Source organism: Blastococcus tunisiensis, assembly GCF_900112815.1.
Classification (GTDB): Bacteria; Actinomycetota; Actinomycetes; order Mycobacteriales; family Geodermatophilaceae; genus Blastococcus_B; species Blastococcus_B tunisiensis.
Genome location: NZ_FOND01000002.1, coordinates 60426 through 72777, shown reverse-complemented (window position 1 = coordinate 72777; position 12352 = coordinate 60426). Strand labels below are relative to the sequence as shown.

The window sequence follows — 12352 nt, the reverse complement described above, 5'->3', positions numbered from 1 at the left end:
CGGCGGCGGCATCATGCCACCGCCGGCGCGGTCGGGGGGGTACCGGCTCAGTCCTCCAGGTAGACCGAGGAGAAGTCCTCGGCGGTCAGCGGGCTGGGCTCGAGACCCTGCACGTTCTCGGCGACCACGAGCGCCGGGGGCGAGTGCGAGATCGGCACGGCCGGCAGGAACTCCTTGATCAGCCGGTTGGCCTCCTGGTAGAGCTCCGTCCGGTCGGCCGGGTCCGGCGCGGCGTCGGCCTCGGCCAGCGCCTCGAAGATCTCCGGGGCGCTGAACGCGCCGAACTCCGCGGACGCCTGGTTGTTCTGGTCCTCGGCGAAGAACGTGCCGATGAAGTTGTAGGCGTCGTTGTAGTCACCGGTCCACCCGAGCAGGTGGATGTCGGCCTGCCCGGACTGCACCGCCTGCAGGTAGTCGGGGTTCCACTGGAGCGCGGTCGGCTCGATGGTGAAACCGGCCTCCTGCAGGTCCTCGCTGATCACCTGGTACATCGCGGCCGGGTCCGGCAGGTACGGCCGGCTGACGTCGGTCGGGTAGTAGAACCGCAGGGTGGTGCCCAGCGCGCCGGCCTCCTCGAGCAGCTGGCGGGCCCGCTCGGGGTCGTACTCGTAGGTCTGCACGTCGTCGGCCCAGCCGTCGACCGTCGGCGGCATGAAGTTCGTCGCCACCTCGGCGCCCTCGGGGAGCAGCGAGTTGACGATGGTCTCCCGGTCGATCGCGTGGGCCAGCGCCTGACGGACCCGGATGTCCTGCAGGGCCGGGTTCGCGCTGGTGCCGGGGACGTTCCCGCCGTTGATGCCCAGGTACAGGATGTTGAACGGGTCACGGACGAGGACCTGCGCGCCCTCGCCCTCCAGGGTGTCGTAGTCGGCGGGCGAGACGAAGTCGTAGCCGTCGATGGTGCCGGCCTGCAGCTCCTGCCGGCGGGTGTTCCCGTCGGGGATGGTGCGGAAGATGATCTCGTCGAGCAGCGCCGGCTCGCCCCAGTAGTCCTCGTTGCGGACGATGGTGACCTCGCCGTTGCCCCGGTCCCAGCTGTCGAACTTGAAGGGGCCGGTGCCGGTCGGGTGCTCGAGCGCGTACTCGGTGTAGGTGATCGCGTCCTCGCTGCCGGACAGGTTGTCCGCGTCGTACTCCTGCAGCGCCGTCGGGCTCTGGATGGAGAACGCCGGCAGCGACAGGGCGGCGGGGATCTTGCTGGTCACCTGGTTGAAGGTGATGACCGCCGTGTTCTCGTCGGTCGCCTCGCAGCCCTCGTAGATGCCGGGGTTGTCGCTGTCGGCGAAGCCGCCGAAGACCGCCTGGTAGTAGTACGAGGCGCTGGGGCTCTGCGCCAGGCCGGTGAAGTTGTGCCAGCGGTCGAAGTTGAAGCACACCGCCTCGGCGTCGAACGCCGTCCCGTCGTGGAACTGGACGTCCTCGCGCAGGTTGAAGGTGTACTCCAGCCCGTCCTCGCTGACCTCCCAGTCCTCGGCCAGGGCCGGCACGAGCTCGGTGGTGCCCGGCTCGTTGGTCAGCAGCCCCTCGTGGATCTGGCGGGCGACCCGGAAGGTCTCGCCGTCGCTGGCGAAGGCCGGGTCGAACATCGCGGGGTCGCCGGCCGCGCCGAAGACCAGCGTGCCGCCGGACTGCCCCTCGGCGGCGTCGCCGCCACCGGAGTCGTCGCGGTCGCTGGAGGCGCAGGCGGACAAGGTCACGGCGATGAGCGCGGACGCGGATGCGGCCACCGCTCGGGTATGGCGACGGGTCATCGCGGAAAACCTGCCTTCTCGGCCCTCGCGGGCCGGACGAGCTCCGGGCTTGGCTGCCGTGGACGGGAATCGCTCCACAGACGTACCGGGACCCTAGGACGCCGCCGTCGCCCCTGGTGAGGCCGCCGACGTCATCGACACCATCTCGTGATGAAGCGCCCTACGCGTCGATGCGGCGGCGGCCCTCGAAGGCGCGGCCCAGCGTGACCTCGTCGGCGTACTCCAGGTCACCGCCGACCGGCAGCCCGCTGGCCAGCCGCGAGACCGCCAGACCCATCGGCGAGACCAGCCGGGCCAGGTAGGCGGCCGTCGCCTCGCCCTCGAGGTTCGGGTCGGTCGCGATGATCAGCTCGGTGACGACGCCGCTCATCAGCCGGGTCATGAGCTCCTTGACCCGCAGGTCGTCGGGGCCGACGCCGTCGATCGGGCTGATCGCCCCGCCGAGCACGTGGTAGCGGCCCCGGAACTCACGGGTGCGCTCGATCGCGACCACGTCCTTGGGCTCCTCGACGACGCAGAGGACGTCGTCGGTGCGGCGCGGGTCGCGGCAGATCCGGCACTGCTCGGCCTCGGCGACGTTGTAGCAGGTCACGCAGAAGCGGACCTCCTCCTGCACGCGGGTCAGCGCGGCGACCAGCCGGCTCACGTCGGCGGACTCGGCCGACAGCAGGTGGAAGGCGATGCGCTGCGCGCTCTTGGGGCCGACGCCGGGCAGCCGGCCCAGCTCGTCGATCAGGTCCTGGACGGCGCCTTCGTACACGGGGTGGTCCTCGCAGATCCGACGGCGGGCTCAGAGACCGGGGAGGCCCAGGCCGCCACCGGGACCACCCAGGCCGCCGGCCAGCGGGCCCATCGTCTGCGCCGCCAGCTCGTCGACGGCCCGCTTGGCGTCGTGCAGGGCGGCGACGACGAGGTCCTGCAGGGTCTCGAGGTCGTCGGGGTCGACGGCGTCGGGGGCGATGCTGATCGCGGTGACGTCACCGCCGCCGGTCATCGTGGCCGTGACCAGGTTGCCGCCGGCCGTGCCGGTGACCTCGGTGCGCGCCAGCTCCTCCTGGGCGGCGGCCAGTTGCTGCTGCATCTGCTGGGCCTGCTGGAGGAGCTGTGCCATGTCGGGCTGCTGACCACCGGGGAACATGCTGTCGAGAGTAGGCCGCCGGTCCGACGCGCACCGGCACGCCGGGCTCAGGGCTCCCGGGAGCGCTCGACGAGCCGCCGGGTGATCACGCCGCGCTGGATCTCGTTGGTGCCCTCGCCGACGATCATCAGCGGCGCGTCGCGGAAGTAGCGCTCGACGTCGAGCTCGGCGGAGTAGCCGGCGGCGCCGTGGATGCGCATCGAGTCCAGGGCCACCTGCATGCACGCCTCGGAGGCGTACAGCTTGGCCATCCCGGCCTCCAGGTCGCTGCGCCGTCCCGCGTCGATGCCGGCGGCGGCGTCGAGGACCAGCAGCCGGGCGGCGTGCACCTTGGTGGCCATGTCGGCCAGCAGGTTGCCCACCGACTGGTGCTCCCAGATCGGCCGGCCGAACGTCTCGCGCCGCTGGGCGTAGGCCAGCGCGTCGTCCAGCGCGGCCTGCCCGACGCCGACGGCGCGGGCGGCGACCTGCACCCGGCCCAGCTCGAGGCCGGTCATGAACTGGGCGAAGCCGCGCCCCTCCTCGCCCCCGAGGAGCGCGCCGACCGGCACCCGGGCCCCGGCGAAGGACAGCTCGCAGGACTCGACGCCGCGGTAGCCCAGCTTGGGCAGGTCGCGGGAGACCTCCACCTGGCCCGGCTCGACGAGCAGGATGCTGATGCCCCGGTGCCGCGGGGACGCCGCCGGGTCGGTCTTCACGAGCGTGGCGATCAGGCCGGCGTGGCGGGCGTTGGTGATCCACGTCTTGCTGCCGTCGACGACGTAGGCGTCCCCGTCGCGCACGGCACGGGTGCGGATGTCCTGCAGGTCGGACCCGCCGCTGGGCTCGGTGAGCGCCATCGCGGCGCGCACCTCCCCGGTCGCCATCCGCGGCAGCCAGCGCTGCTGCTGCTCGGGCGTGCCGTACGCGGCCAGCAGCCGGGCGACGACGCTGTGCCCGCCCGTCGCGCCGGCCAGGCTCATCCAGCCGCGGGCGAGCTCGGCGGTGACCAGCGCGAAGCAGCGGGTGGAGACGGCCGAGTCGCTCCACCGCGCCGGGACGGCGAGGCCGAAGACGCCCATCTCCTTCATCTGGTCGATCAGCGCTGCGGGGTACTCCCCCGCCCGCTCCAGCCGCCCAGCGTGCGGGCGCACCTCGCGGTCGACCCAGCGGGCCACGGCCTCGACGATCGCCTGCTCGTCCTCGGGGAGGTCGCGGACGCTCATCGGGTCAGCCGTCCAGCGGGCGGGCGCCGAGCTGGGCCTTGAGCAACGACAGCGCCGCCTGCTCGGGGTCGACGGCCGGCGGCGGCTCCCCGTCGGCCGCCGCCGAGGCGTCGGCGGCCCGCTCGGCCATGAGCTCGCTGGCCTCCGCGGCCTCGGCGGCCCGGGCCGCCTCGCGGGCCTGCTCGGGCGGCACCGGCGGCCCCGAGGCGGCCGCCGCGCCCTCGACGACGGCGTCGACCCGCCAGCGGACGCCGAGCAGCTCGTTGAGCGCCTCCCGGATGACGTCCTTATTCAGGTCGTCGCCGATCCGGCGGGCCAGCGCCGGGGACGACGTGGAGAGGGTCAGCACGCCGTTGGCCAGCTGGTGCACCTGGGCGTTCTTCAGCAGCGCCTCGGTGGTGCGCTTGTGCCGCTTGACGACGGCGAGCAGCTCCGGCCACACCCGGCGGACGTCGGTCGTGGTGAGCTCGCCGTCCCCCGCCGGCTCGGGAGTGGCCGAGACCACCGGCGTCGGCTCCCCACCGCGCGGGGCGGGCGAGGACTCGGCGGCGGCGCGGGGCGGACCGGCGGCCGGGGGCGTCCCGCCGCCGGCGGCCTCGGTGCGCGCCGCGGCGGCGCGGCCGGCGGACGGGCTGGCCGGGTGCGGCCAGTCCTCGTCGTCGGTGGGCTCCGGCGGCAACGGGATGTCGGGCTCCCCCGCCGCGGTGCGCGGCGCGGGTCGCCCGGCCGGCGGACCGGCGGGCGGCTGCGCGGCGGACGGCGTGCCGCGCGCCGCGCCGGGCGGCGTGCCGGGTGCCGTGGCGCGACCCGAGCCCGGGCGGACCGTCTCGGGCCAGTCGTCGGCGGCCGCCGCGGGAGCGGCCGGTGCGGGAGCCGCGGGCGGCGGGGCCTCGCCGCGCTGCGAGGGCCGGACGTACTCCTTGCGCCCGCCCGCACCCGCCGGCGCGGCGGCGGGCGGCGCGGCAGGGGCGGCGGCCGGGGGCGCGGAGGCCGGGGGCGCGGCGGGGGCGGCGGCGGCCGGAGGCGCGGCAGGGGCAGCCACCGGCGCGGAGGCAGGGGCGGAGGCCGGGGCGGATGCAGGGGCCGGGGCGGCGGCCCGCGGCACCTCCCGGGCCGGCCCGGCCGGCGCCTCGCGCCCGGCCTCGGGGCGCCCGGCGTGCTCACCGGCGATCGACATCCGCCGCTCGAGCCGCTCCAGGCGCTGCAGCGTCGCGGCGGCCGAGCCGTCGGTGGCCGGCAGCAGCATGCGGGCGCAGACCAGCTCCAGCAGCAGCCGCGGCGCCGTCGTCCCGCGCATCTCGGTGAGGCCCTCGTGCACGGTGTCGGCCATCCGCGACAGGGTCGCCGAGCCGAGCGCCGAGGCCTGGGAGCTCATCAGGTCCACCCGGTCGGGCGGGCAGTCGAGCAGGCCGTTGCCCCCGGCGTCCGGGACGGCGTCGAGCACGATCAGGTCGCGGAGCCGGTCGAGCAGGTCGGTGGCGAACCGGCGCGGGTCGTGGCCCGCCTCGACCACCCGGTCGACGGCGCGGAACACCGCCGGGGCGTCGTGGGCGGCCAGTGCGTCGATGGTCTCGTCCAGCAGCGCGTCGTCGGTGACGCCGAGCAGCCCGACGGCGCTCGCGTAGGTGACCCCCTCCGGTCCGGCGCCGGCGAGCAGCTGGTCGAGGATCGACAGCGAGTCGCGGACCGAGCCGCCGCCGGCCCGCACCACCAGCGGGTAGACCGTCGGCTCGACGGTCACCCCCTCGGCCTCGCAGGTCTTCTCCAGCAGGCCGCGCAGCGTGGTGGGGGGCACCAGCCGGAACGGGTAGTGGTGGGTGCGCGAGCGGATGGTCGGCAGGACCTTCTCCGGCTCGGTGGTCGCGAAGACGAAGACCAGGAAGTCCGGCGGCTCCTCCACCACCTTGAGCAGGGCGTTGAAGCCCTGCGTGGTGACCATGTGCGCCTCGTCGACGATGTAGACCTTGTAGCGGCTGCTCACCGGGGCGAAGAAGGCGCGTTCCCGCAGGTCACGGGCGTCGTCGACACCACCGTGGCTGGCCGCGTCGATCTCCATGACGTCCAGCGAGCCCGGGCCGTCGGGCGCCAGGGCGATGCAGGACTCGCAGACGCCGCACGGGGTGGAGGTCGGGCCCTGCGCGCAGTTCAGCGAGCGGGCCAGGATCCGCGCCGACGACGTCTTGCCGCAGCCGCGCGGGCCGCTGAAGAGGTAGGCGTGGTTGATCCGCCCGCCGTCCACGGCGTTCATCAGCGGGGTGGTGACGTGCTCCTGCCCGACCACCTCGGCGAAGGTCGCCGGGCGGTACTTGCGGTAGAGCGCCAGAGCCACGCGGCGAGGTTACCCACGGGTGCCGACGACCCGTGATGAGACCGATACCTCTCGGTGTGGGGCGGCCGGCCGTCCCCACGGCGTCCACCAGGTGTCGGCGACCAGCGGAGGGGCCAGTGAGCGATTCTCGGGACGACGAGTTCACCGACTTCGTCGTCGGTCACGGCGCGCAGCTGCTGCGCACCGCCTGCCTGGTCACCGGCGACCGGCACCGCGGCGAGGACCTGCTCCAGACGGCGCTGGCCAAGGCCTACGGCTCGTGGTCGAAGGTGCGCCGCGCCGATCATCCGCAGGCTTACGTGCGGCGGCTGATGATCAACACCCACCTCAGCTGGGCCCGCCGGCTGATGAACAGCGAGCAGGTCATCGAGACCCTCCCGGACCGGGCGGACGGCGACCTGCAGGCCGCCCACGCGGAGACCGACGAGATGCGGACCGCCCTGCTCACGCTGTCACCGCGGGTCCGCGCCGCCGTCGTCCTCCGGTACTTCGACGACCTCAGCGAGGCCCAGACCGCCGAGGCCATGGGCTGCTCGCGCAGCACCGTCAACAACCACGTCACCAAGGGGCTCGCCGCCCTGCGCGCTCTCCTGGCCACCGACGACCGCACGCCCCTGTCGAGGAGGAACCCGTGAGCGACCACGAGACGTCCGTCCTCGGCCGGCGCCTGACGGATCTGGCCGACGAGCTGGCGCCCTCCGTCGACGTCATGGGCCACGTCGACGGCGCCCGCGGGCGGTACCGGCGCGCCCGTCGGGTGCGCATCACGGTCACCTCCGCGGCGGTGGCCGTGGCCGTGGCCGCCGTCGGCGTCCCCACAGCGGTCGGCGCCCTCGCCGGCCCGTCCTCGGGAGAGGTCGCCCGGACGGCGCCGGCGACGACCGGGCCCTCGGACGAGGACGCCGCACGGGCCGCCGAGGCCGAGGCCGCGCACGCGGCGGCCGAGGACGCCCGCGACGCCGCCGAGGGCGCGGACCAGGGGGCCGACGACCACCTGGCCGGCGACGAGGCGATGCGGCAGGCTGCGCGCAGTCAGGTGATCGCCGGCGCACTGGCCGCCCGCGATCCGATGCTCGAGCTGCGCATCGGCGCCGACCGCAGCTGTCCCTCCGCCGACGGATTCCTGAGCGCCGCGCTCGGCACCGACGTCCGCGGCGCGGACGGGAGCGGGCTCGTCGACGGCTGCCGGTGGTCACCGCCCGGGCTGGCACTGGAGCTGTCCCTGCTCCCCGGCCAGACCGAGGAAAACATGGTCCGCGAGGTCAACAGCTCCGTGAGTCTGGACGGCTGCCACGTGCAGGCCATGCCGAGCACGGTCGACGTCACGCCGTTGACCCTCTGCCCCGCCGGCACCGCGACCGTCTGGACGCTGCGCGTGCCGGACAGCGCGGGTGCCGGCTACTGGGTGCTGTCGGTGGAGGAGATCCCCGGCAGCCCCCCGGACGCCGGGGTCACCGGCCTGCTCGCCCTGGTCGACCTCGCCGCCGCGACCTGGTGAGCCGCCGTCACGTCGTCAGGTGCAGCAGGAGCTCACCGTCCCCTGGTCGTCGACCCGGACGAATCCGAGGTTCGGAGGCTCGATCGCGAAGTCCGTGAAGACGACCGGGATCGATCCGGAGACGTCCACGCCTTCGGGGGTCCGGACGACGGAGAGGTCGACCTGGACCGCGCGGGTCTCGCCGGCCAGCGTCAGCTCGCCGGTCACCGGCACGGTCACGGGCGTCCCGGACAGCTCGGGCAGCTGCACCGGCCCGGTCACGGTGAAGGTGGCGGTGGGGTGCGTGCCGACGTCCATGATGCTGTCGCGGAAGTAGGCGTCGCGCCGCGCGCTGTCGGTGGGGACGCTGGCCACGTCGACGACCACCTCGGCGGACTCGAGAGCCCCGCCCTCGACGACGACCGAGCCGCTGACCTGCCCCGTCGTCCCGGCCACGGTGACGTCGGCGCCGTTGAGCACCTCGTCGACGCGGTACCCGGCGGTCGAGCCGTCGGAGACGGTCCAGCTGCCGTCGGTCCCGGAGGAGAGCTCGGCGCCGGACGGCTGCGCCTGCACGGTCGCGGCCGGCGGCGCGTCGTCCTGCAGGGCGGCATAGGCCAGCGGTCCGAGCACCAGGCCGAGCACGAGGACGACGGGGATCGCGAGCAGGACCCAGGCGCGGCGGCTCATGACGGCTCCTCTGCTCGACGGTTCATGCATCGAAGCGCACGCACCTGGCAGGGGCCTGGGAGAGCCGGTCCGGACATGCAAGGGACCCCCCGCGCACCCGCCAGAGCCCGCTTATCCTTGCTGCCTTCCGGCCCTGGGGAGGTTCACAGGATGACGCCACACGAGGGGTCTGGCGTCCACTGTAGAGGAATGCCGCGGCGCCCCGGCGCCGGCTCCCGCTACGCTCCCGGCCATGACGCGCAGGCCCCCTCCCCGCTCCTGACCCGGAGCGCCGGGGGCTGACCCCTTCCGCCGCAGGCCACCGGCCTGCCGCGTCGCCGTGCCGCGCTCCGGTCCCGTGTCCCCGTCCGGCACACCTCCTCGGAGCGTCATGTCCTCCCCCGCCACCGCCCCCGTCCTCCCTGCCGCCTCCCCGCGCGGCTTCCTGCTCGTCGTCCTGGCCGCGCTGTGCTGGGGCACGGCCGGCCTCAGCGGCGCGGTCGTCGCCGAGCGCACCGACCTCGGGCCGCTCGACATCGCCTGGCACCGCATGGCCATCGGCGCCGTGGTGCTGACCGCCGGGTTCGCGCTCACCCGCCGCCGGCGGGCCGGCACCGTCCCCGCGGTGTCCCGACCGGTCGCCGTCCGGCTGGTCCTCGTCGCCGCCGGTCTGGCCGCCTACCAGCTGGCCTACTTCGCGGCCGTCGCCTCGGCGGGGGTCAGCATCGCGACCCTGGTCGCCCTCGGGCTGGCCCCGCTGCTCATCGCGGTCGGCGGCACCGTCCTCGGCCACGGCCGGCCGGAGCGGGCGACGCTCGTGGCCCTCGTCGTCGCCCTGGTCGGGCTCGTCCTGCTGGTGGGCATCTCCGCCGGTGCCGACAGCGGGACGACGGTGCTGCTGGGGGCGCTGCTCGCCGTCGGGTCGGCGCTCGGCTACGCCGTCGTCACGCTGGCCGGCGGCGGCGTGCCGGGCGGGGTCCCGGTGACGCTGGTCGGCTTCGCCGGCGGAGCCCTGCTGCTCACGCCGGTCGCCCTGGCGGCGGGGCTGCGCTTCACCACGGAGCCGGTGGCCCTCGGCGTGCTGCTCTACCTGGGCGCGGTGCCGAGCGCGCTGGCCTACGGGCTGTTCTTCACCGGCCTGCGCAGCGTCCCGGGCGCGGTGGCCGGGATCGTGACGCTGCTCGAGCCGCTGACCGCTACCGCGCTGGCGACGGCGTTCCTGGGCGAACGGCTCTCCCCCGGCGCGCTGGCCGGGGGCGTGCTCGTGCTCGCCGCCGTCGCGGGGCTCTACCTGCGGAGGATGGGAGATTCGAACTCCCGAGGGGTTGCCCCCAACCCGCTTTCCAAGCGAGCGCCATAGGCCACTAGGCGAATCCTCCAGTGCACCGGCGATGCTACCGGGCGCCGTCCGGAGGGTGACGGCACGGTCGGCGGCCGGGACGTCGTGCCGTCTCCGGGGACCGCCCGGCGCGACGACGCGACCGCGGTGCGGCATCCTGCACCCGCAGCGGTTGGTCGTCCAGCCGCGAGGGAAGGCTCCGAGGTGCGGGACGAGGACCCGCGCACGGGCGAGTGGGAGGAGGCAGCGACATGAGCGAGACGGGCAGCGCACCGGGTGAGGTTCGGCCGGAAGTGGTCGACGCCATCGTCGGCGTCCTCAAGGGCGACGACACCGCCGACCTGCCGGCGGGCGCCACCGCCGCCGAGAAGTCGGCCGCGAAGGACGCCTACCTCTCGGAGTTCCTCGCCGAGCGCGGCAAGCGGGACCGCCAGTCGCAGGCCTGGGAGCTGCTGCTGACCCGCAGCTACGACGAGCCGCCCACCTGGAAGCAGATCTTCGACGACCTCTCCCCCGAGGTGCACGCCGAGCTCGGCGAGCTCTACGACGCCCTGCCGGCCGGCGCCCAGGAGGAGTACGTGCGCCGGTTCGGGGTCCCCTCCGCGGTCTGACCGCGCCACTCCCGCCGACCGCAGCGCCCATGACCCGACCCGGAACCCTCCCCGGCCGGCTCGTCGCCGGGCGCTACCGGCTGCAGTCCCAGCTCGGCGGCGGCGGCATGGGCACCGTGTGGCTGGCCCAGGACGAGAAGCTCGGCCGGCAGGTGGCCGTCAAGCAGGTGCTGACGGCCCCCGGCATCTCCGCGGAGGAGACCGAGCAGCAGCGCCAGCGGGCCCTGCGCGAGGGCCGGATCGCCGCGCGGCTGAGCCATCCGCACGCGATCTCGGTCTACGACGTGGCGCTGGAGTCCGGCCAGCCGTGGCTGGTGATGGAGTACCTGCCCTCGCGGAGCCTGGCGGGGGTCCTCACCCAGGACGGCGTGCTGCGACCCGACCAGGTGGCCCAGATCGGGGCGCAGGTGGCCGATGCGCTGGCCGCGACCCACGCGGCCGGCATCGTGCACCGCGACGTCAAGCCGGCCAACATCCTGATCGGCGAGGGCGGGCGGGTCGAGGGCCTGGTGAAGATCACCGACTTCGGCATCTCGCACGCCAGCGGCGACGTCACGCTCACCCAGACCGGCCAGATCACCGGCACCCCCGCGTTCCTGGCGCCCGAGGTCGCCCAAGGGCACCCCATGACCGAGGCCAGCGACGTCTTCTCCCTCGGCGCCACGCTCTACACCTGCGTCGAGGGCCAGCCGCCCTTCGGCGTGGAGGACAACGCCCTCGCCATGCTGCACCGCGTCGCCGGAGGGTCGATCGCGCCACCGCGCCGGGCCGCGGAGCTGACCGGGCTGCTGCTGGAGATGCTGGCCACCGACCCCGTCGCCCGGCCGGCCATGCCGGAGGTGCGCGACGGCCTGGCCGCGCTGGCCGCCGGGCGGGACGGCGACACGACGACGGTGCTGCTCGCCCGCACCGACCTGCGGTCCTCCGCTCCGGGACGGGAGCGGACGGCCGCGTTCGCCGCCGACCCGGTCCTTCCCGCCGCCGCCTCCCCGCCGACCCGCATCGACCCGACTCCCGGGCCGGCTCCCGAGCCCTCTCCCGCCCCGGCTCCCGAGCCCGCTCCCCAGCGCTCCCCCGCCCCGGCTCCCGGGCCGCCGCCCCCTCCGGTGCGACCCCCGGCACCGCCGGCCGGGGCGTCGTCCGGGTCCTCCTCCCGGCCCTCGGCCGAGCCTTCGCCCGCGCCGGAGCGCGGGGCGCGAACCGCGCCGGCGCGCCGTCGCCGTGCCCGGGTGGCGGCCGGGCTCGTCGCCGTCCTGGTCGCCGGGGTGGTCGCGTTCCTGCTCGTCGACCCGTTCGGCGACGACGGCGGCACGCAGGCCGGCGAGACCCCGGCGACGAGCACCGCGGCCACGCCCTCGACGTCCGCCCAGCCCTCCACCGAGCCGGAGCCGGCGCCCGCCCCCGGGAACGGGAACGACGACGGGAACGGGAACGGCGACCAGCCCGACGGGGACCCGCTCGAGGCGGACAACATCGAGGACTTCCTCGACGGCTACCACGAGCTCGTGATCGAGGACCCCCGCGCCGCCTACGCGCTCACCGGTTCGACGCTGCGGGCCAACATCAGCGAGGCGGACTACATCGACTACTGGAACCAGTTCGAGGACGTGAGCCTCGACGACGTCCAGGTGGTCGACGGGCAGAACACCGCCCTGGGCCGGCTCACCTGGAAGTACCCGAACGGCACAGAGGAGTCGGCGGTGCGCCGGTTCACCCTCGAGGTGCGCGACGGCGGGCTGATCCTCGACAGCGAACTGGATCCGTGAGCCGGGACGACGACGGCGGCGCCCGCCGGGGTCCGGAACCCGGGCGGGCGCCGCCGTCGTCGTCCTG

General features: G+C 75.0%; 10 protein-coding genes, 1 tRNA gene, 1 other RNA gene and 1 pseudogene. 5 read left to right on the top strand and 8 right to left on the bottom strand.

All coding sequences use genetic code 11. From position 1 onward, the window contains the following. Nucleotides 1-47: 47 nt before the first annotated feature. The 5 genes from BM142_RS02800 to BM142_RS02780 form a co-directional block, all read right to left on the bottom strand. Nucleotides 48-1727, bottom strand: a complete 1680-nt coding sequence (locus BM142_RS02800) for an ABC transporter substrate-binding protein (RefSeq protein WP_254790489.1) — start codon at nucleotides 1725-1727, stop codon at nucleotides 48-50. 184 nt (nucleotides 1728-1911) lie between these two features. Continuing rightward, entirely contained in the window at nucleotides 1912-2511 is a 600-nt protein-coding gene (gene recR, locus BM142_RS02795; protein WP_092195271.1) for a recombination mediator RecR, read from the bottom strand. A gap of 30 nt (nucleotides 2512-2541) precedes the next feature. Next, nucleotides 2542-2862, bottom strand: a complete 321-nt coding sequence (locus BM142_RS02790) for a YbaB/EbfC family nucleoid-associated protein (protein ID WP_254790488.1) — start codon at nucleotides 2860-2862, stop codon at nucleotides 2542-2544. A gap of 74 nt (nucleotides 2863-2936) precedes the next feature. Beyond that, entirely contained in the window at nucleotides 2937-4094 is a 1158-nt protein-coding gene (locus tag BM142_RS02785) for an acyl-CoA dehydrogenase family protein (protein WP_092195269.1), read from the bottom strand. Between the two features lie 4 nt (nucleotides 4095-4098). Further along, on the bottom strand, nucleotides 4099-6423 hold the full coding sequence (locus tag BM142_RS02780; RefSeq protein WP_092195268.1) for a DNA polymerase III subunit gamma and tau: 2325 nt from the start codon (nucleotides 6421-6423) through the stop codon (nucleotides 4099-4101). A 116-nt stretch (nucleotides 6424-6539) separates the two neighbouring features. On the opposite strand from BM142_RS02780, the gene BM142_RS02775 reads away from it, so the two are divergent. Continuing rightward, complete coding sequence (locus BM142_RS02775) at nucleotides 6540-7058, top strand: SigE family RNA polymerase sigma factor (RefSeq protein ID WP_254790487.1); 519 nt, start codon at nucleotides 6540-6542, stop codon at nucleotides 7056-7058. Continuing rightward, a complete protein-coding gene (locus BM142_RS24345; protein ID WP_092195266.1) occupies nucleotides 7055-7921 on the top strand; it encodes a hypothetical protein in 867 nt (288 codons plus the stop codon). The genes BM142_RS02775 and BM142_RS24345 overlap by 4 nt, the downstream gene beginning before the upstream one ends. Nucleotides 7922-7936: 15 nt before the next feature. Here the strand turns inward: BM142_RS24345 and BM142_RS02765 are convergent, their stop codons facing one another. Beyond that, entirely contained in the window at nucleotides 7937-8590 is a 654-nt protein-coding gene (locus tag BM142_RS02765) for a YceI family protein (RefSeq protein WP_092195265.1), read from the bottom strand. A gap of 77 nt (nucleotides 8591-8667) precedes the next feature. Then, nucleotides 8668-8763: signal recognition particle sRNA small type (ffs, locus tag BM142_RS02760), an RNA gene on the bottom strand. Between the two features lie 197 nt (nucleotides 8764-8960). Here ffs and BM142_RS02755 point away from each other — a divergent pair. Then, nucleotides 8961-9848 (top strand): annotated as a pseudogene (locus BM142_RS02755) (DMT family transporter); the annotation flags it as partial. Nucleotides 9849-9863: 15 nt separating this feature from the next. Here the strand turns inward: BM142_RS02755 and BM142_RS02750 are convergent. Further along, a tRNA-Ser gene (locus BM142_RS02750) sits at nucleotides 9864-9948 on the bottom strand. A 211-nt stretch (nucleotides 9949-10159) separates the two neighbouring features. Between BM142_RS02750 and BM142_RS02745 the strand changes: the two genes are divergently transcribed. Continuing rightward, nucleotides 10160-10519 (top strand): hypothetical protein, encoded by a 360-nt coding sequence (locus BM142_RS02745; RefSeq protein ID WP_092195264.1) that lies wholly within the window; start codon nucleotides 10160-10162, stop codon nucleotides 10517-10519. A gap of 29 nt (nucleotides 10520-10548) precedes the next feature. Next, entirely contained in the window at nucleotides 10549-12285 is a 1737-nt protein-coding gene (locus BM142_RS24800) for a serine/threonine-protein kinase (RefSeq protein WP_217640539.1), read from the top strand. Nucleotides 12286-12352 lie beyond the last annotated feature (67 nt).

Excerpts from the sequence above, each read along its gene's own strand:
- BM142_RS02790 (WP_254790488.1), bottom strand. The coding sequence starts at position 2,862 with ATGGCACAGCTCCTCCAGCAGGCCCAGCAGATGCAGCAGCAACTGGCC.
- BM142_RS02785 (WP_092195269.1), bottom strand. The coding sequence starts at position 4,094 with ATGAGCGTCCGCGACCTCCCCGAGGACGAGCAGGCGATCGTCGAGGCC.
- BM142_RS02765 (WP_092195265.1), bottom strand. The coding sequence starts at position 8,590 with ATGAGCCGCCGCGCCTGGGTCCTGCTCGCGATCCCCGTCGTCCTCGTG.
- BM142_RS02745 (WP_092195264.1), top strand. The coding sequence starts at position 10,160 with ATGAGCGAGACGGGCAGCGCACCGGGTGAGGTTCGGCCGGAAGTGGTC.
- BM142_RS24800 (WP_217640539.1), top strand. The coding sequence starts at position 10,549 with ATGACCCGACCCGGAACCCTCCCCGGCCGGCTCGTCGCCGGGCGCTAC.